The sequence below is a fragment of the Streptomyces sp. NPDC088794 genome (assembly GCF_044750545.1).
Lineage (GTDB): Bacteria > Actinomycetota > Actinomycetes > Streptomycetales > Streptomycetaceae > Streptomyces.
Genome location: NZ_JBIVKB010000005.1, coordinates 480,034 through 498,253, shown reverse-complemented (window position 1 = coordinate 498,253; position 18,220 = coordinate 480,034). Strand labels below are relative to the sequence as shown.

General features: G+C 72.0%; 14 protein-coding genes and 1 pseudogene. 2 read left to right on the top strand and 13 right to left on the bottom strand.

Annotated features, from left to right (window positions below; translation table 11 throughout):
* Positions 1 to 93 precede the first annotated feature (93 nt).
* The gene (gene aceB / locus ACIP6U_RS17840; RefSeq protein WP_401718226.1) at positions 94 to 1,716 is read left to right on the top strand and encodes a malate synthase A; all 1,623 of its coding nucleotides are present in this window, start codon (positions 94 to 96) and stop codon (positions 1,714 to 1,716) included.
* 21 nt (positions 1,717 to 1,737) lie between these two features.
* Here aceB and ACIP6U_RS17835 read toward each other — a convergent pair whose 3' ends face one another.
* The 6 genes and pseudogenes from ACIP6U_RS17835 to ACIP6U_RS17810 form a co-directional block, all read right to left on the bottom strand.
* Positions 1,738 to 2,016 (bottom strand): SelT/SelW/SelH family protein, encoded by a 279-nt coding sequence (locus tag ACIP6U_RS17835; RefSeq protein WP_124001663.1) that lies wholly within the window; start codon positions 2,014 to 2,016, stop codon positions 1,738 to 1,740.
* On the bottom strand, positions 2,013 to 2,918 hold the full coding sequence (locus ACIP6U_RS17830; RefSeq protein ID WP_401718223.1) for a HipA family kinase: 906 nt from the start codon (positions 2,916 to 2,918) through the stop codon (positions 2,013 to 2,015). Before ACIP6U_RS17830 ends, ACIP6U_RS17835 begins: the two co-directional genes overlap by 4 nt.
* 80 nt (positions 2,919 to 2,998) lie before the next feature.
* Positions 2,999 to 3,577, bottom strand: a complete 579-nt coding sequence (locus ACIP6U_RS17825) for a TetR/AcrR family transcriptional regulator (RefSeq protein ID WP_401718220.1) — start codon at positions 3,575 to 3,577, stop codon at positions 2,999 to 3,001.
* A 294-nt stretch (positions 3,578 to 3,871) separates the two neighbouring features.
* On the bottom strand, positions 3,872 to 4,756 hold the full coding sequence (locus tag ACIP6U_RS17820; RefSeq protein ID WP_401718217.1) for an alpha/beta fold hydrolase: 885 nt from the start codon (positions 4,754 to 4,756) through the stop codon (positions 3,872 to 3,874).
* A complete protein-coding gene (locus tag ACIP6U_RS17815; protein WP_401718215.1) occupies positions 4,756 to 5,709 on the bottom strand; it encodes a VlmB-like protein in 954 nt (317 codons plus the stop codon). Before ACIP6U_RS17815 ends, ACIP6U_RS17820 begins: the two co-directional genes overlap by 1 nt.
* Positions 5,710 to 5,780: 71 nt before the next feature.
* Positions 5,781 to 6,722, bottom strand: a pseudogene (locus ACIP6U_RS17810) (phosphatidylglycerol lysyltransferase domain-containing protein); the annotation flags it as partial.
* A gap of 31 nt (positions 6,723 to 6,753) precedes the next feature.
* Between ACIP6U_RS17810 and ACIP6U_RS17805 the strand changes: the two are divergent.
* Entirely contained in the window at positions 6,754 to 7,056 is a 303-nt protein-coding gene (locus ACIP6U_RS17805) for a hypothetical protein (protein ID WP_401718553.1), read from the top strand.
* On the opposite strand, the gene ACIP6U_RS17800 is transcribed toward ACIP6U_RS17805, so the two are convergent.
* From ACIP6U_RS17800 to ACIP6U_RS17770, 7 genes are read right to left on the bottom strand one after another with little or no spacing between them, the layout of a single operon-like run.
* The gene (locus tag ACIP6U_RS17800) at positions 7,037 to 7,678 is read right to left on the bottom strand and encodes a hypothetical protein (RefSeq protein WP_401718212.1); all 642 of its coding nucleotides are present in this window, start codon (positions 7,676 to 7,678) and stop codon (positions 7,037 to 7,039) included. The two genes, ACIP6U_RS17805 and ACIP6U_RS17800, sit on opposite strands and share 20 nt — an antisense overlap.
* Positions 7,678 to 8,142: a type II toxin-antitoxin system RatA family toxin gene (locus tag ACIP6U_RS17795; protein ID WP_401718210.1), complete on the bottom strand. Its 465-nt coding sequence runs from the start codon at positions 8,140 to 8,142 to the stop codon at positions 7,678 to 7,680. The genes ACIP6U_RS17800 and ACIP6U_RS17795 overlap by 1 nt, the downstream gene beginning before the upstream one ends.
* Before the next feature lies 1 nt (position 8,143).
* A complete protein-coding gene (locus ACIP6U_RS17790; protein ID WP_401718209.1) occupies positions 8,144 to 9,448 on the bottom strand; it encodes an aspartate aminotransferase family protein in 1,305 nt (434 codons plus the stop codon).
* Positions 9,449 to 9,476: 28 nt separating this feature from the next.
* Positions 9,477 to 10,613, bottom strand: coding sequence for an acyl-CoA dehydrogenase (locus ACIP6U_RS17785; RefSeq protein WP_401718206.1), 1,137 nt, complete (start codon positions 10,611 to 10,613; stop codon positions 9,477 to 9,479).
* On the bottom strand, positions 10,613 to 12,298 hold the full coding sequence (locus ACIP6U_RS17780; protein WP_401718203.1) for an aldehyde dehydrogenase family protein: 1,686 nt from the start codon (positions 12,296 to 12,298) through the stop codon (positions 10,613 to 10,615). Before ACIP6U_RS17780 ends, ACIP6U_RS17785 begins: the two co-directional genes overlap by 1 nt.
* 4 nt (positions 12,299 to 12,302) lie before the next feature.
* Positions 12,303 to 15,050: a beta-ketoacyl synthase N-terminal-like domain-containing protein gene (locus ACIP6U_RS17775; protein WP_401718200.1), complete on the bottom strand. Its 2,748-nt coding sequence runs from the start codon at positions 15,048 to 15,050 to the stop codon at positions 12,303 to 12,305.
* A complete protein-coding gene (locus ACIP6U_RS17770; protein WP_401718198.1) occupies positions 15,043 to 18,153 on the bottom strand; it encodes an amino acid adenylation domain-containing protein in 3,111 nt (1,036 codons plus the stop codon). The genes ACIP6U_RS17775 and ACIP6U_RS17770 overlap by 8 nt, the downstream gene beginning before the upstream one ends.
* Positions 18,154 to 18,220 lie beyond the last annotated feature (67 nt).

The window sequence follows — 18,220 nt, the reverse complement described above, 5'->3', positions numbered from 1 at the left end:
GAAGAATCTCGATATCAACAAACCATTGAAGTTCCACAATGAGGAAACTAGTATCCACTGCTCAGAAACACGTTGAGAAGGAAGTGACAGCTCATGTCCGCACCAGCGCCGTCCCCGCTGGCCATCGTCGACGCCGAGCCCCTGCCCCGGCAGGAGGAGGTCCTCACCGACGCGGCCCTCGCCTTCGTGGCCGAGCTGCACCGGCGGTTCTCACCGCGCCGCGCGGAACTCCTCGCCCGCCGTGCCGAGCGCCGCGCCGAGATCGCCCGCACCTCCACGCTCGACTTCCTCCCGGAGACGGCCGCGATCCGCGCCGACGACTCCTGGCGGGTGGCCCCCTCCCCCGTGGCCCTGAACGACCGCCGGGTCGAGATCACCGGCCCCACCGACCGCAAGATGACCATCAACGCCCTCAACTCGGGCGCCAAGGTGTGGCTCGCGGACTTCGAGGACGCCTCCGCGCCGACCTGGGAGAACGTGATCCTGGGGCAGGTCAACCTGATCGACGCGTACACGCGGAACATCGACTTCACGGACGCGGGCTCCGGCAAGTCGTACGCCCTCAAGGACGAGACCGAGCTCGCCACCGTCGTCATGCGTCCGCGCGGCTGGCACCTGAACGAGCGGCACCTCCAGGTCGACGGCGAGCAAGTGCCGGGCGCCTTCGTCGACTTCGGGCTGTACTTCTTCCACAACGCCCAGCGCCTGCTCGACCTCGGCAAGGGTCCGTACTTCTATCTCCCCAAGACCGAGTCGCACCTCGAAGCGCGGCTGTGGAACGACGTGTTCGTCTTCGCGCAGGACTACGTCGGCGTCCCGCAGGGCAGCGTCCGCGCGACCGTTCTGATCGAGACCATCACGGCCGCGTACGAAATGGAGGAGATCCTCTACGAACTCCGCGACCACGCCTCGGGGTTGAACGCGGGGCGCTGGGACTACCTGTTCTCCATCGTGAAGAACTTCCGTGACGGCGGCACCAAGTTCGTCCTCCCGGACCGCAACGCGGTGACGATGACGGCCCCGTTCATGCGGGCGTACACCGAACTCCTCGTCCGTACCTGCCACAAGCGCGGCGCGCACGCGATCGGCGGGATGGCCGCCTTCATCCCCTCCCGCCGGGACGCCGAGGTCAACAAGGTCGCCTTCGAGAAGGTACGCGCCGACAAGGATCGTGAGGCGAACGACGGTTTCGACGGCTCCTGGGTCGCCCACCCCGACCTGGTCCCGATCGCCCTGGAGTCCTTCGACCGGGTCCTCGGCGACAGGCCGAACCAGAAGGACCGGCTGCGCGAGGACGTCCACGTCGAGGCCGCCGACCTGATCGCGATCGACTCGCTGAAGGCGAAGCCGACGTACCCCGGTCTCGTCAACGCCGTTCAGGTCGGCATCCGTTACATCGAGGCCTGGCTGCGCGGTCTCGGCGCGGTCGCCATCTTCAACCTCATGGAGGACGCGGCCACCGCGGAGATCTCCCGCTCGCAGATCTGGCAGTGGATCAACGCGGGCGTCGAGTTCGAGAACGGCGAACTCGCCACCCCGGAGCTGGCCCGCAAGGTCGCCGCGGAAGAACTCTCCAACATCCGCGCGGAGATCGGCGAGGAGGCCTTCGCGGCCGGCCACTGGCAGCAGGCCCACGACCTGCTGCTCCAGGTGTCCCTGGACGCCGACTACGCGGACTTCCTGACGCTGCCGGCGTACGAGCAGCTCAAGGGCTGACAAGGGCCGGCAGAAAGCAGGTCAGGAAGCAGGCTTGTCCGAGTGGCCCAGGGATCTTCCCGGGGCCACTCGGTCGCGTACGACCTGCTTAACCGCCGTCGGCTCGGGGAAGCCCTGGTCGCGGCGGTCCCAGACCACCTCGTCGTCGACGCGGACGATGAAGACCCCGCCCTTGCCCGGTTTGAGGGCGAGTTCGGACAGCTCCGTCTCGAAGGTGGTCAGGAGTTCCTGGGCCAGCCAGGCCGCGCGGGGCAGCCAGCGGCACTGCGTGCAGTACTCGATCTCGACACGGCCACTCATTCGAAGTGCACCGACCCATCCTGTTCCGCGGCCGGCTTGCCGTGCAGGTCGGGGACCCGCTTCAGCCACTTGGGCCGGCCTCGCTCTGTCTGCACCGCGCGGAGTGCCTGCTCGGCGGCGAGTTCCTCCCGGGTGGGGAAGTCCGTGGGAAGCCACGCGGCGGACGCCCGCACGCGCGCGTGGAGGTAGCCGACGTACGCCTCGCGCATGTCGTCGGGCGTGCCGAACTCCGTCAGCCAGGCGTCCGGGACCTCGGCGACGACCGCGCGCAGCAGGTCCTCGGTGACCTTGGGCGCCAGTTCGGCGTCGGCGGCGCGCACGTCCGGGGCGTAGTGGCCGAGGGCGTGGTTGCGGAAGTCGTAGACCTTGGTGGGGTCGGAGGCGTCCCAGCGGTGGTGGAAGACGAGGGCCGCGCCGTGGTCGATCAGCCAGAGGCGGGCGGGCGCGGTGCCGAAGGTCGGCCAGACCATCAGGTTGGAGCTGTGGACCGTACGGTCGACGTTGGCGGTCAGGGCGTCGAGCCAGACGATCCGGCCGGCCTCCAGGGAGTCGACGCGGAAGTGCTTCGCGAGGTCCGGGGTGAAGTCCTTGGCGCCCGGCAGGTAGTCCATGCCGAGGTTGACGCCCGCGCTCGCGGAGTGCAGGTGGCGCACCTCCTGGTGCGGCTCGCTGTCGGCGATCGCCGGGTCGAAGTGGACCAGGACGAGTTCCGGGAAGCGCAGCCCGAGCGCGCGTGCCAGTTCGCCGACGATCACCTCGGCGACCAGCGCCTTGCGGCCCTGCGCGGAGCCGGTGAACTTCACGACGTACATGCCCAGGTCGTCGGCCTCGACGACACCGGGGACGGAACCGCCGGACGTCAGGGGCGCGACGTAGTGGGTCGCGGTGACCTCTCTCAGCATTCCCTCAGGTCACCCCCTCTTTCCGGCTGCCGGCCCGAAGTGACCATAGTAACCGGGGGTGATCGTCGGCGAGGCGGCGGTCAGTCGGCCTCCGGCCCCTCGGTGACGCGGGGCGGTGAGTCGAGGGTCGCCGCCACGAGGTTGCGGATGGCCCGGTCGTCGAAGGTGAGGTCGAAGAACAGGCTGCGGAAGAGCATGAGCCCTGCCCACATGTCGAGGACCGTGGAGATGTCCGTGTCCTTGGGCATGTGACCCCGGTCCACCGCGCGCTGCAGCACGGTCGCGGACTGCCGCTTACGGTCCTGGATGAGCTCCTCGCGCAGGCGGCGGCCGAGTTCGGGGTCGGCGGCCGCGTCCGAGACCAGGGCCGGCAGAACCAGCCGTACCTTGGGCGAGCCGTAGAGCGCGGCGAGCGTGTCCGCCACGGCGAACACCTCCTGTCTGCTGTCGCCGACGTCGTCGACGGGGATGTCCGGCAGCTGGGTGCGTACGGCGTCGAGGGTGAGTGCGGCCTTGTTCGGCCAGGACCGGTAGATCGTGGCCTTGCCGACTCCGGCTTCGATGGCGATACCGCCGATCGTCAGCCGTGTGTACCCGAGCTCACCTAGCATTTTCAGTGTCGCCGCGAGGATGCGGTCGCGGGCTTCGAGGTCCCGCATGCGCTGACCGTCCTCGACGGTGACAGAAGTGAGTGATCGTTTCTGGCCCATGTGCAGGTCGGCTCTCCGGTCGTGCGACTTGGTGACACGCGTAGCCGCGGGGGGTGAGATCTCCGTGGAACGAGTCGTATCGTTCTTATGGTGGGGGCTGTTGGGTAAATGCTCAAGTATCTTGCGAAACAATCACGTTCACACCTGTGCACGATCACAACGCGTGACGTGTGAGGCGTGCGGGCAAGGGAGCGACCCGGCCGCGCCGGTACCTCGACGGTATTCCGGCGCGGCCGTGGAGCGTCAGGTTCCGCGCGGTTCCCGGATCCAGTCCGAGATCTCCCGGGCGATGCCCGCGCCGGACCTGGCCCACCGCACGTGGTCGATCCGTTCGCCGTTCTCGGGGCGGTGGTGCACGCGCCGCACCTCGGCCCGGGGAAGCTTGGCGCACAGCCGGTCCACCGCCGCGCGCGGGGCGAGTCCGTCGCCCGCGAGGGACACGGCCAGCACGGGCAGCGTCACGGACGCGAACGCGGCCTCGTAGTCGAGGTCGGCGCCCGCGGGCTCGAACCGCCCGGTACGGCAGATCCGCGCCCAGTCCCGCATCAGCCGGGCGGGCTGCCGGCCGCCGAAGCCCAGCCGGTGCCCGGGCCAGTACCCCCACAGCGAGGCGACCAGCGCGACGAACTGCGTACCGGCCAGCACGCGCAGCCGGGCGGCTCCGCTGAAGCCGCGCTGGTCGACCGATCCCGCGGCCACCAGCAGCAGACCGTCCACGCCCTTCGGCTCACGGGCCGCGTACAGCACACCGACCTGGCCGCCGATGCTGTGCCCGAGCAGGAACAGCGGGATCTCCGCGCCGAACCGCTCCCGGGCGGCGGCGACGAGGGCGGGCCAGTCCCGGCCGGCCAGCTCGTGGTAGCCGTGGCGGCTGCCGCGCCCCGCCCTCGGCGTGCTGTTCCCCTGTCCGCGCAGGTCGGCCGCGACGACGGCGATCCCCTGGGCGGCGAGTTCGGCGCGGAACGGCGCGTAGTACGAAGCGGTCACGCCGAGCGCGGGCCACAGCAGCACCACCGCCCTCGGCGCGTCCTGCGGAAGCGTGACCAGCGCGGCGACATGGGCCTCGCCGGGCCGTGCCGGATCGCCGCCGCCGGGCAGGGCGATCCGCCAGACGTCCTCGTCGGCCATCAGTGGGACCCGTCGAGCAGCATGTACGCGAGCCGGGTGTCCTGTGTCTCCCGCGACCACCGTTCCGCGGCTTCCATACGCTCCTCGATCCCCGTGTCCACCAGCCGGCGTCCCGGCCAGATCTCGTAGTCTCCCAGCAGGTCCCCGTGCTCTGCCAGACCCTCCTGGAACAGGGTCTCCCGGCGGAACAGCACCTCGACCATCGGGAGCTTCTCCCACAACCGCCGCCCCTCGTGGATGAGTTCGAGCAGCCGCCCCCGCTCTTCGGGGTGTGCGGTCAGGTGGGTGCGGATGATCGACGAGCCGACCGCGAGATGACGGATCTCGTCCATGTTCGCGCCGCGCTCGACCAGCGCCGCCGACGGGTCGAACACCTTCCACTTGCGCTCGCTCAGCTCCGCCGCCGGCGCCAGCACGCCCTCGACGAGGACGGTGAGGACGAGGACACCGCCGTAGAAGTCGCCCTGGTCGCGCAGGACTTGCAGGCCGAACTCCTCCAGCGGGTCGAGGACGGCGGCGCCCGAGGCGGCCGCGGTCCGCGCGACGGCGGACGCCACCTCGGCCGCGGGCACCCCGGCCGCCACCAGGTGCTCACGGAACACGCGGGCGTGGCGGGCCTCGTCGACGAGCTGGGTGGCGAAGAACTCCAGGCAGTCGGTGTCCGGAGCCTGGTGGACCAGGAAGGACAGGGCCCGCGTGGCCTTCTCCTCCGCGAGCGTGCGGAAGGTGAACTCCTCGACGAGCGCGTCGTGCAGCGGGCCCGGACGGCGTACGGCGTCGGTGGGGGCCTGGGCCGTCACCGTGCCGTCCGACAGGCGGCGCAGCATGGTGCCTGCCACGTGCTCCAGCCAGTAGGGCAAGTCGCAGTCCCGCACGGTCAGTTCGAGGTCGCGTGCGCCCTCGAGTACGCCCGGGGCCCGGTCCCAGTCGGCTTCCAGGGGAAGTGCTGCCATGGTGTCGTCCTTAGCTCGGTGAGGGTGAATCGGAGGGAGGGGTGAAGGGTGAGGGGTGTGTCCAGGGATGGTCAGACCGCGCCGGTGGCCCGCAGCAGGCGCCACACGGCACCGGGGCGGACTCCGTCCTGGAAGGCCACGTACTCGGGTTCGACCACGTGGGGGTCCCACTTGAGCTTGAAGACCTCCTGGGTGCGCGCGGGGTAGACCGCGCTCCCGTGCCGGGCCACCAGTCGCAGCGCCCGGATCAACGACGGTGAGGCGCAGGGCGGTTCGTGCTCGTCGGCGAGTCCGGCGAACGGGGTCAGTCCCAGGTGCAGCCAGCCCGCGCCCTCCTCGGTGAAGCGGGTCAGGGCGGTGAGGTTGACCAGTTCGATGGTGCCGACGGGGGCCTGAGGAGCACGGCGGGTGAGGTCGTACAGCCAGCCCGGGCGGCTGCCCCACGCGGGCGAGTAGGTGATGTACGCGACGATCCGGCCCTGGTGCCGAGCCAGGAAGGTGCGGCGCAACGGCCGCCCGGGGCCACCGCGTTCACCGACCAGGAACGCCAACTGCCGTACGTGGCGGCCCTTGGCGCGCAGCCACTCGCGGTCGATGCGGTCCAGGGCTTCCTGGTCGACCGGGTCGTCGGGGCCCGCCTCCGTCACCGTCACCTCTTCACGGCGGGCGCGGGAGACGTTCTGCCGGATCTTGGCCAGTGCCTTTCCGCGGAGCGTGAACCGGCTCAGGTCGATGCCGTAGGTGCTGCCGATCTGGTTGACCGTGAAGCCGCGTTCGGCGTACAAGTCCACGTCCTGCGCACGTACTTGGACAGCCGTCAGCAGTCCGCGTCCGCGCAGGGACGCCAGGTACTCGTCGAGCAGTGGCCCGCGCGCGTTCGGGGGTGCCAGTGGGCCGGCGAACTGGAGGTGGTGGCGTCGGCCGGGCAGATGCGCGACCAGGCCGGGCACCTGGCGTCCATGGTGGTGGCGGGTGCGTGCGTTGACGGCCAGGAATGCGCTGGGGTGATCGGCGTATGCGCGGAGGACGACGGTCGCGTCGCGCGTGTCCGGCGTGTCCGGCGGATTCGGCGCGTCCGGCGTGTCCGGCGGATTCGGCGCGTCCGGCGGGTTCGGCGCGTCCGGCGGATTCGGCGGGTTCGGCGTGTCCGGCGGATTCGGCGCGTCCGGCGGGTTCGGCGCGTCCGGCGGATTCGGCGCGTCCGGCGGATTCGGCGGGCTCGGCGCGCCCGGCGGGCTCGGCGGGCTCGGCGGGCTCTGCGGGCTCGGCCTACTCGGCAAGCTCGACGCATCCGGCGGACTCGACGGGCCCTTCGGGCTCGGCGGGCTCATCGTGCCCCGCCCGTGACAGCCCGGCCAGCGTCCGTGCCCTCTGCGATCCCCGCGGCCTCCGGGCTCTCCGCGAGCCCTCCGACCTTCGCGAGCCTCGCGGCCTCCGTGCCCACCGCAGCCCCCGCGCCCTCCACCTCATTCGCGCCCTCCACCCCATTCGCGCCCTGCGCACCCTGCGCGCCCGCAGGCAGCCGCGCGGTGAAGGCCAGGCTCTGCTCGAAGCGGACGAAGGCGGGATGGGGCTTCGGCTCGAACGGGACCGCGAACGGTTTGAGGAAGTTCCCCAACAGGCCCCGGTCGCCGCACAGATGGATCGGGACCGCGAGCAACGCCCACTCGGGGCCGATCAGCCAGGCCCACAGGGCGACCACGGCGCCGGCCGTCAGCCAGCTGTGCAACGTGTTGTAGAGGACGTAGTAGACGCGCGGCAGCTGTCCGGTGGCCGATCGGCGGTGGGCCAGCGCGCCGGGGACGTAGCCGATCACGTCGATGTACGCGAACAGGGCGACGGCCACCGGCCAGCGCACCTCGTCCCAGTGCGCGAGGAACAGGCCCGCGGACAGGGCGAGGCCGACGCAGTACTCGGCCCGCAGCAGCCGGTAGGTGACCCGGCTCTCGAAGCGGTTGACGGCGTCCATCAGGCCGCCACCCGGTCCGCCCCGGCCGGCCCGTCGTCCAGGAGCGCGCGCAGGATGTCCTCGATGGTCTCGCGCAGCACCCGCTCCGCGACCGGGTCGATGATCCCGGCCAGGCTCGGCAGACCGAAGTCGAACGCGGCCGTGAAGCGCACCCGGGCCCCGTCCCGCGCGGTCGGAGTCACCTCCCAGCGGCCCTCGAAGGACTCGAAGTCCCCCTCGGTCTGCCGGAATTCGATGCGCAGCGCCGCGTCGTCGAACACGTCCTCCTCGCTCCACGCGAGGACGCCGTTGCGGAAGTCCACCTCCCAGTCGCTGAGCACCGCCGAGGCGGCCTCGGACGGCCGGACCGTCACGCTGCGCACCACGTCGACCAGGTCGGGATAGCGGGCGAAGTCCCGGATCCGGTCGTATGCCTGACGGGGAGTCAATCCGTCCCCGCTGTAGTCGAGTTCAACCGAACGCATGTCAGTTCCTTTCGGTACCGGGCCCCGGACAGGGGTAGGGAAAGCGCCGGGCGAGCGCCTGGGCGGCGCCTTCCAGGACCTCGGTCAGTCGGTCCGTCCCGGCCTCGTCGAGCACCGCGGGCGGTGTCAGCCGGACGACCGACTGCGCGTTGAGCGAGTGGTTGGCGATCACGTCCCGGTCGAGGAGTTCGAGCAGGAACTCGCCCGCCAGGCCGGCGTCCTGGAACTCCACGCCGATGAGCAGTCCGAGCCCGCGCACCTCGGAGACGAGATGCGGGCAGTGCCGGGCCACCGTGTCCCGCAGCGAGTTGAGCAGCAGTCCGCCCAACAGGGCTGCCCGGTCGACGAGTTGCTCGTCCTCGACGACCTCGACCGCCGCTTCGGCCGCCGCCATCGCGATCGGTGCCGCCGAGAAGGTCGAGGTGTGCAGGAACGGGTCGCGGTCGAAGGGCGCGAACGCCCGCGCGGTGGCGATCGCCGCCGCGACCGGGACGACCCCACCGCTGAGCGCCTTGCCGACCAGCAGGACGTCGGGCACCACCCCTTCCCGGTCGGCACCCCACCAGTGGCCGATCCGGCCGAGGCCGGTCATCACCTCGTCGAGCACGAAGAAGGCGCCCGTGTCCGCGCAGGCCGACGCCACGTCCTTGAGGTAGCCGGCCGGCGGCACCAGGACGCCGGCCTCGCTCTGCACCGGCTCCACGATCACCACGGCGTCGGAGCCGTCCGCGCCGAGCGCCTCGCGCAGGGCGGCCGCGTCGCCGTAGGGCACGTGTTCCGTCTCCAGCAAGGGCAGGAAGGGATCGCGGTAGAGGGGCTTGCCGGTCGCCGAGAGCGCGCCGAGCGTCTTGCCGTGGAAGCCGCCGGTGGTGGACACGATCCGCCGGTGGCCGTGTGCGCGGGCCAGTTTCAGCGCCGTCTCGACCGCCTCCGCACCGGAGTTGGTGAAGTGCACCCGCTCCAACCCGGCCGGCGCCACCCGGGTCAGCGCGGCCGCCGCGTCGGCGGCCTTCGGTTCGAGGAGCATCCGGGTGGCCAAGGGATGCGTACGCAGCTGCCGTTCGACGGCGGCGACGATCCGCGGATGGCAGGCGCCGGCCAGGAACACGCCGTAGCCGCCGCAGTTGAGGAACTCCCGTCCGTCGGCCGTCCGTACCGTGCTGCCGTAGGACGCGACTTCGACCTGCCCGCCGAACAGTTCGCCGAGCTTGCCCCTCCCCCGGCTCAGGTGCTGCTTGTACCGGCGGGCCACGTCCTGGCCCGGGGACGTCCCCGCGTCCGTCGTCGTGCCGTGGGTCTGTCGCATGGCCGTCTCCCTTCCGTCGTCCGTGTGGTCACGCGAGCCGCAGCGGGGCGCCGGCGTGGTGGTCCAGCAGGGCCTGGGCGCTCGAGCCGCGCGAGGGCGGGTGGAAGGCCAACGCGCGGCTGACCGCGAGCAGATGGCCGATGTCGCAGCTGGTCGCGAAGGCCAGGCCGCCGAGGAGTTCGGCGGCGCGGTCGGCCGCCGAGACCAGCAGCTCCTGCACCGCGTAACGGGCCGTCAGGACCATCGCCAACTCGTCGTTGCCCACCGGGCCCGCGTCCACCACCCGTGCCGTGTTCTCCGCGAGCGCGATCGCGGCCTCCACCTGTGTCAGCACGGCGGCGCGGTCGGTCGCGGAGCCCTTGCCCGCGTCCAGGGCGCTCTCGGCGAGGCGGGCGACCGCGCCGGTGTAGACGCTGGTGACGAGCAGCTCGAACCACACGAAGCCGATCGTCTGCAACGTGTCGAGTCCGGTGCCCAGTTCGACCTGCGGGCGCAGCATGAGTTCCGTCGGCACGTGCACGTCCGTCAGGACGACCTCGTCGCTCTCGGCGCCGGCCAGGAAGGGTGCGCCCCAGAAGGGGCGCCGGGTGATGCCGGGTGATGCGGTGGGGACCAGGGCGACGCCCAGCTCGGTCGTGCCGTCCGCCCCGGTCAGGGCGACGCTCGCGGTGATCAGGTCCATGGACTGCGAGAGGCTGCACGGTTTCTTGCTGCCGCTGACCAGCCAACCGCCCTCGGCGGGCCGGGCCTTGACCGCGGAGTCGAGGATCCCGGCGCCGGGGCGGCCCTCGGCGAACGCCGAGGCCACCAGCAGCCGGTCGCGGGCGATGCCCTCGATGAGCATCCACTCCAGGCCGGAGGCGTCGGCGGAGGCCACCAGGGCGACCAGGCTCGCGACCGAGAAGTTGTGCATCGCCGTCGCCACCCCCAGGGAGGGGGACAGCGCGCCCAGCGCCCGGGACACGCGGGTCGCCCGCAGCGCTCCCGCGCCCGCGCCGCCGTACGCGCCGGGCACCAGCAGCCCGGGACCGCCGCTCTTGCGGAACGCGTCGAGTCCGGGACCGCCGGGCGACTCCAGCACTTGGAGGGGTACGTCGGAGAGGGTCGGCGCGAGTCCGGGCAGCAGCGTGTCGAGTGCCTCGCGGGCCGTGTCCATACCGCGCATCAGAGGGGTACCTCCTTGTCGCCGCCGAGGCGGTTCTCGTCGCCGAGGCGGTTCTCGTCGCTGAAGCGGCCGTCGCCACCGAGGCGGTCGTCGTCTGCGGGCTGGGCGAACACGGCGTCCGCGGGCCGCACCCCGTGAGCGACGCTCACTCCCTGGAGGTGAGAGGTGCGCAGCAAGGGGTAGTTGGCCTCGCCGCCGGGGCCGCCGGTCAGGCCGGTGCCGCCGTGGGTCGGCAGGACGGGCAGGAAGCCGATGTGCGAGTCGTTGACCTTGAGCAGGCCGCCGTTGCGCACCCGGCGCAGGAACAGCTCCGCGGTCTCCTCGTCGCCGGTCCACAGCGAGTTGCGCAGCCCGTACTCGTTGCTGTTGACGAACTCCGTGACCAGCGTGAGGAGTTCGTCGTCGGGCAGCTCCTCCGGCACCACGACCGGCAGCAGCGGGAAGAACGTCTCGTGGCGTACGGCGTCCAGTTCCCGCGCTCCCTTGAGGCCGTCCACCCGGATCACCGTGGGTTCCAGGAACAGGCCGCGGACGTCGTCGGGACGGCCGTCCACGTCCAACCGGCGCCCACCGCACACGAGTTCGGCGCCCGCCTCGACGGCCTGGCGCAGCACGTCGTTGAACCGGTCCGTGCGCAGTACGGGCGACAGGAGTGCGTCCGGCGCCTCGGGCGGTCCGGGCCGGATGGCCGCGGCGCGCGCGGCGAGCTTCGCCAGCAACTCGTCGGCGACGCGCGGGTGCACGACCGCGCAGTTGGGGACCATGCAGATCTGCCCGGAGCCGTAGAAGGCCTCGGCCAGCGCCTCCGCCGCGAGGTCGAGGTCGGCGTCGTGCCACACCACGCAGATGTCGTTGCCGGCCAGTTCGAGGACCGGCTTCTTGCCGCGGGCCGTGCACTGGGCGCCGAAGGCGATGCCCTGTTCGCTGCCGCCGAAGTACATGATGTCGTCGACCAGCGGGCTCGCCAGCCACTGTTCGACCGTGGCACCGGCGTCCGAGCACAGCACCGACAGTGCGGCGGCCGGGGCGCCGGCCCGCTCCAGGGCGGGCGCGACCAGCTCGCGCAGCGCGTACATCACACCGAGCGGTGCGCTCCGCGGCGCCCGGACGACCAGGGCGTTGCCGGCCGCGAGGGCCCAGATGCCGAGCAGGGCGTTGGACACGGTCGCGTTCTGCGGCGGGTTGAGACAGACGACGCCGTCGGCGACCCGGCGTACCCGCAACTCCCGTGCGCCGTCCCGCACTCGGTACTCCAGCTGTCCGGCGAGGAAGTCCCGGGTGGCGGCGCCGGTGGCCGCGAGCATGCCCGCGACCTGCCAGCGGGCCAGTGACCGCGGATGTCCCTCGGCGATCATCAGGTCGACCAGCGCGTCCTGCTTCTCCCGTACGAGGTGGTGGAACTCCTCGACGACCCGCATCCGGGTGGCCGGCGCGGCCCCGGCCCAGGTGTCGACGGCGCGTGCCGCGGCCTGGAGGGCGGCCTCCATGTCGTCGCGGTCGGCGACCGCGCACCGCCCGATGACGTCGGTGCCGACCTCGTCGGGGCTCAACCGGCCGCGTTCCAGGCCGCGTTTGACGCGGACGGCGCCGAAGAAGTCGCTCAGCATGGCCGAGCTGCGCAGCGTGTACACCCAGCGTCGGCCGGGCTGTTCGACGCCGCCTATGTAGGAACCGAGACTCAGCACGTCGTCAGTCCTTTCCGAGGCGGGAGACCGCGTGGTCGAACGCGGCGGCGAGGGCGGTGATCCGCTCGCCGTCGTCGAACATGGAGAAGTGGTGTCCGGGCACCTTGCGCACGCGCAGCCGCCCGGTGATGTGGTCCTGCCACAGCGACTTGTCGCGTTCGTTGATGTGCAGCGCGTCGAGCAGTTCCTCGGGCTCGGCCTCCTCGGCGCGCAGCAGCAGGATGTCGCCGTCGAAGGGGCGGTCCGGGTAGTACGACTTGAGCCAGTCGTGGTTGGCCTGCCACACCGCGAGGAAGCCCTCCTCGCGCAGGACGCCGACGTCGACGCCCGCCAGCAGCGTCGACTGCCGGGCCAGCACCTCGAAGGCGCCCTCGAAGGCCTCGCTGTCCAGCCGTCCGCCGACATAGCTCTCGGGGACGTGCGAGTCGAGCATGATCAGCGGTTCGACCTGCTCGCCGGCGGCCTGGAGTTGCAGCGCCATCTCGAAGGCGACGTTGCCGCCGAAGGAGTAGCCGCCCAGCCGGTAGGGGCCGGCCGGCTGCACGGCGCGGATGCGGTCGAGGTAGAGCGCGGCGAGTTCGCGCAGGGTGCCGGGCAGGGTGTCGGCGGCGGACGGGAACGACAGGGCCGCGAGCGGCAGGGCCGAGCCGGAGTACTCGGCGAGCTTGAAGTACAGCAGGTTGGTGCCGCCGGCCGGGTGGACCAGGAACAGCGGCCGTCCCTCGCCCTCGCGCACGGTGACCAGGCCGCTGGGGCGGCTGCCGTGGGTGAGCCGGGCCCGCAGGGCGTCGGCCATCCGGGCCGGGGTGCGCAGCAGGCCGAAGTCGTCGAGGTCGAGCACCACGCCGAAGGCGTCGCGGAAGTCGCTGACGATCTCCACGGCGGCCATCGAGTCGCCGCCCAGGTCACGGAAGTCGTCGTCCGGGCCGATGCCCGGGACCCCGAGGTGCTCCTCGAGTACGGCGACGACCCGGTCCAGCACCTGAGCGTCGTTGTTCACGGCGGTCCCCGCGGGGGATTCGGGGACCGCCGTGGCAGCGCCGCGCACCGGCTCGGTGGCCGGTCGCTCCGGTACGGGCCGGTCGATGTCCGGCTCGATCCAGTGGCGCTCCTCCCGCAGGGGGTGACCCGGCAGGGAGATCTTGTGGGCGGGGGTGAACGGCCATACGGCGTCGGGCAGTTCGCCGTTGGGCGCGCCCGCAATCAGGGCGTCGAGTCCCGCCGTCACCTCGGCGAGGTCGGTCGCGGTGAAGGTGTGGCTCACCGGGAACCGGGAGCGGCCCGTGAACAGCGAGTAGGCGAGGTCGGCCACGTCGGTCCGGGGCGCGGCGGCCAGCCGGGCGCGCAGCCGGCGGGCCGACTCCCGCAGCGCGTCGGCGTCCTTGGCCGTCAGCACGATCGGCAGAGGGGTCGCTTCCGCAGGCGCGGGGCGTTCCTGCGGCCGCGGGGCGCGGGCCAGGACGCAGTGGGCGTTGGTGCCGCCGATGCCGAACGAGCTGACCGCGGTGGCGCGCAGGGGTTCCTCGGTGAAGCGGACGGCCTCGCGCGGCACGTCGTAGGGCGTCCGGTCCAGTTGCAGGAACGGGTTGGGCTCGCCGATGTTGATCTGCGGCGGCACCGTCTGGTGGTGCAGGGCGAGGGCCGCCTTGATCAGTCCGGTGACACCGGCCGCCGCGTCCAGGTGACCGAGGTTGGCCTTGACGCTCCCGATGAGGCAGCCGGCCGCGACGCCGCCCGCGTCCCGGTGGGCGGCGGCGAGCGAGCTCAGCTCCAGCGGGTCGCCCACGGCGGTGCCGGTGCCGTGGGTCTCGACGTACCCGATGTCCCGGGCGGGGATGCCGGAGACGGCCAGCGCGCGTCCGATGACCTCGCGCTGTCCCGCCGGACCGGGCGCGGTGAAGCCGATCTTCGCGGCACCGTCGTTGTTGATCGCGGTGCCGCGGATCACGGCGTACACGCGGTCGCCGTCGCGTTCGGCGTCCGCCAGGCGTTTGAGGACGACGACCCCGCAGCCGTTGCCCTTGACGGTCCCGGACGACTCGGCGTCGAAGACCCGGCAGTGGCCGTCGCGGGAGAGGATGCCGCCTTCCTGGTAGGCGTAACCGGCGGTCTGCGGCAGCGTGATGCTGACCCCGCCCGCCAGCGCGGCGTCGATGTCGCCCGCGTCCAGGGCCCGGCACGCCAGGTGCACGGCCGTCAGGGAGCTGGAGCAGGCGGTCTGCACGGTCATGGCGGGGCCGCGCAGGCCCAGCTTGTAGGCGGCGCGGGTGGCCAGGAAGTCCTTGTCGTTGCCGAGCAGGACGGGATACGTCAGCGCCGAGTCGGCGTATTCGGCGGAGCGCAGCACGTGGAAGAGGAGATACGTGCTGAGGCTGGTCGCGGCGTACACGCCGACGTTGTCCTGGGCGTCGGGGGCGAGTCCCGCGTCCTCCAGCGCCTGCCAGGCGCAGGTGAGGAAGACGCGGTGCTGCGGGTCCATCAGCCGGGCGTCGCGCCGGGTGACGCCGAAGAACTCGGCGTCGAAGAGGTCGGCGTCGGCCAGGTCGGCGCCGTGGGGGACGTACGTGGGTGAGCCGGCGAGGGCGGCGGGTACACCGGCCTCGGTCAGCTCCTGCGGGGTGAACTGCCGCACGGCCTCCGCTCCGTGCACCAGCTCCTCCCACAGTCCGGCCACCGAGTCGGCGCCGGGAAAGCGCCCGGCCATGCCGACGACGGCTATCGGTCCGGTGTGCGGTGCGGTGCGCTCAGTCATGCGTGTTCCCCCGTATGGAATCGATGTGCGCGGCGAGCTTGCGCGTGGTGGTGTGCGTGAAGAGTTCGATCATTTCCAGCTCGTCGACGGCGAGTTGGCTGCTCAGCAGGCGGTGCACCTCGACGACGTGCATCGAGGAACCCCCGACGTCGAAGAAGTTGTCGTCGGGACCGAACTCCGCGCCGGGCAGCACCTGTTGCCATACGTCCCGTACGGCGTCGACCGTGGAGGCCTGGTCGGTCGGGCCGGTCGGCGGCACGGCCGGGCTCCGGTCCGTGCGCTCGGGCCAGGGCAGCGCGGCCTCGTCCACCTTGCCGTTGACGGTCAGTGGCAGTCCGGCCACCCGGACGAGCGCGGCGGGGACCATATACGAGGGCAGCAGTGAACGCAGCGACTCGCGTACGGCGGCGTCCGACGGGACGTCCCGGCCGGACACGAAGGCCACGAGGGCCGGATGCCCGGCGTCCCGCTCGTCGAGGCGTACGGCGCACTCGCGCACGCCCGGCAGGGACAGCAGCGCCGACTCGATCTCGCCCAACTCGATGCGGAAGCCGCGCAGTTGGATCTGTTTGTCCATGCGGCCCAGGTGCACCAGGGTGCCGTCGGGGCGGACGAGCCCCAGGTCGCCGGAGCGGTAGACCCGCTCGCCGGCCCGGACGGGGAACCGCTCGTCGGTCAGTTCCGGCTGCTCGCGGTAGCCGCGGGTGACGCCCGCGCCCGAGACGACCAGCTCGCCGGGCACACCGGGCGGGCAGGGATGGCCGTCGGTGTCGACGACACGCACGTTGAGGTCGGGCAGCGGGCGGCCGATGGCCGACACGGTCTCGTAGCGGGCGTCCTCGGCGGTGACCGGGTGGTGGGTGACGTGGACGGTTGTCTCGGTGATGCCGTACATGTTCACCAGCCGGGTCCGCGAGCCCATCAGCTCGAACCAGGGGCGCAGTGCCGCGTAGCGCAGGGCCTCGCCGCCGAACACGACGTGGCGCAGGGCGAGTTCGTCCCGGTCCCGCGGTCGGAGCACCTTCAGCAGCTGGCCGAACGCCGACGGCGTCTGGTTGAGCACCGTGACCCGCTCGCCGAGGAGGAACTCCCTGAACTGGTCCGGGGATTTGGCGGTGGTCTCCGGCACGACCGCGAGCCGGCCGCCGTACAGCAGCGCGCCGAAGATCTCCCAGACGGAGAAGTCGAAGGCGTAGGAGTGGAACAGGCTCCAGACGTCGCGCGGGCCGAAGCCGAACAGTTCCTCGGTGGAGCGCATGAGGCGCATGACGTTGCGGTGCGTGACCTGGACGCCCTTGGGCCGGCCGGTGGAGCCGGAGGTGAAGATGACATAGGCGTCCGCGTCCGGGTCGTGCAGGACCGGCAGCGCGCTCGCCTCCCCCGGCGCCAGCAGGTCCGCGGCCGGCAGCCGGACCGTTTCGGCGTCGGGCCAGCGGGGTTCGTCCTCGACGACGGGCAGCCCCTCGGGGAAGCTGCGCAGGATCTGGCCGATCCGGGCCGTGGGCGAGGACGGGTCGAGTGGCACGTAGGCCTTGCCGGCCTTGAGGACACCGAGGATCACGGCGACCAGGCCGGGTCCCCGGCGCAGGGCGACGCCCACGTGCCGGCCGGACACCCGCTCGGCGAGCCGGGCGGCGACGGCGTCGGCCCTGCGGTCCAGCTCGGCGTAAGTGAGGCTGTCCGGGCCGAGGTTGACGGCGACCCGGTTGGGGTGACGGCGCGCGGTCTGCTCGAACCACACGGACAGGGAGGCCTCCACCGGGAACGGCGGGCGGGCCGCCCCCGGGTTGACCAGGTGGTGCAGGCGGGCCTCGGCGTCGGCGGACAGCGCGGGGATCGAGGTCACCGGCCGGTGGGGGTCGCGGCCGACGGCGTCGAGGACCGTGCGCATCACGCCGAGCGGGTCGGTCGCCCACTGTTCGTGGGAGCACTCGACGTTGACGGTGAAGGACGTGCCGAAGTCCTCGACGTTCATCGACAGCGGGTACTTCACCAGGCCGCGCGGCAGGTCGAGGGAGTCCACGGCGCAGCTGTCCAGGCGGATGTCCAGCGGCTGCTTGTAGTAGGTGAACGTGGTGTCGGTGCTCAGCGGTCCGCCGGTCACACCCGGGCACACCTCGCGGGCGGCGGCGGCCAGGTCGAAGTCCTGGTGGCGCAGCATGCCGGTGCTGCGGGACTGCACGGCACGGCACAGGTCCGCGAAGGTGTCGTGCTCGGTCAGGTCGACCGCCAGCGGCAGGGTGTTGACGAAGTAGCCGAACGCCCTGCGCTGCCGCAGCCCTCGGCGGTTGGCCAGCGGCAGGCCCGTCACCGACTGCCGGTTGCCGGTGCAGCGGCTGTAGGCGACGAGATAGGCGGCCAGGAAGAAGGAGAACGGCGTGCAGCCCAACTCCTTGGCCAGCAGCCGGAGATGGTCGCTGGTCTCGGCGTCCAGCTCCAGCCGGCGCTCCTCGCCGAGCAGCCCGCCGTCGGGGGCCCGCCGGCCCAGCAGTCGGTCGTCGGTCAGGGAGGTGAGATGGCCGAGCTGTTCGGCGAAGTGCTCGATCGCCGCCGGGCGCGGGGCGGTTGCCGCGACCAGCTCGGAGGGGTCGTCTGCGGCCGACGCGGGCAGCGGCCCGTCCGGGTCGGCGTACAGCCGCTCCAGCTCCTCGACGAAGTTGAAGTACGCGTAGCCGTCGAGAACGATGTGCGAGAAGAGCATCGCCGCGTAGACCGCGTGGTCGTCCTCGTAGAGCGTGAAGTGGTACTGCTCCGGCGCGTCCGGCGGCAGCGGGGTGTCCGCGAGCTGGGCGAGCCGGCGCGCGACCTCCTCCCGGGCGTCACCGGCGAGCCGCACCAGCGGGATGTCCGTCGGAGACGGGTAGCGGGGCGGCCGGTCCACCGCGAGGACGCGGCCGTCGCGCTGGACGAAGACGGTGTTGAGGGCGCGGATGCCACCGCTGAGGCGGGCGAGCGCCGTGCGCAGCCGGTCGGTGTCGACGTCGCCGGTGATGCGGTAGGCGCCGGCCAGGTTGAAGGCGGCGTTGTTGGTGAAGAGCTGGGCGTGGGTGTGGAGCTTCAGCTGCGCCGGGGTGGCCGGGCGGGCCGACTGGCTCTCAGTCATGCGGGGTATTCCTCTTCAGGCTCTCGAGGCTCAGCTGCGGGTGCCGGTGCGGACCGACGACGAACGG

Bases quoted from the DNA above. Each gene is read 5' to 3' on its own strand.
- ACIP6U_RS17785 (WP_401718206.1), bottom strand. From the start codon at position 10,613: ATGCGCGGTATGGACACGGCCCGCGAGGCACTCGACACGCTGCTGCCC.
- ACIP6U_RS17770 (WP_401718198.1), bottom strand. From the start codon at position 18,153: ATGACTGAGAGCCAGTCGGCCCGCCCGGCCACCCCGGCGCAGCTGAAG.
- ACIP6U_RS17800 (WP_401718212.1), bottom strand. From the start codon at position 7,678: ATGGACGCCGTCAACCGCTTCGAGAGCCGGGTCACCTACCGGCTGCTG.
- ACIP6U_RS17825 (WP_401718220.1), bottom strand. From the start codon at position 3,577: ATGCGGGACCTCGAAGCCCGCGACCGCATCCTCGCGGCGACACTGAAA.
- ACIP6U_RS17835 (WP_124001663.1), bottom strand. From the start codon at position 2,016: ATGAGTGGCCGTGTCGAGATCGAGTACTGCACGCAGTGCCGCTGGCTG.
- ACIP6U_RS17830 (WP_401718223.1), bottom strand. From the start codon at position 2,918: ATGCTGAGAGAGGTCACCGCGACCCACTACGTCGCGCCCCTGACGTCC.
- ACIP6U_RS17790 (WP_401718209.1), bottom strand. From the start codon at position 9,448: ATGCGACAGACCCACGGCACGACGACGGACGCGGGGACGTCCCCGGGC.
- ACIP6U_RS17815 (WP_401718215.1), bottom strand. From the start codon at position 5,709: ATGGCAGCACTTCCCCTGGAAGCCGACTGGGACCGGGCCCCGGGCGTA.
- ACIP6U_RS17775 (WP_401718200.1), bottom strand. From the start codon at position 15,050: ATGACTGAGCGCACCGCACCGCACACCGGACCGATAGCCGTCGTCGGC.
- aceB (WP_401718226.1), top strand. From the start codon at position 94: ATGTCCGCACCAGCGCCGTCCCCGCTGGCCATCGTCGACGCCGAGCCC.
- ACIP6U_RS17795 (WP_401718210.1), bottom strand. From the start codon at position 8,142: ATGCGTTCGGTTGAACTCGACTACAGCGGGGACGGATTGACTCCCCGT.
- ACIP6U_RS17820 (WP_401718217.1), bottom strand. From the start codon at position 4,756: ATGGCCGACGAGGACGTCTGGCGGATCGCCCTGCCCGGCGGCGGCGAT.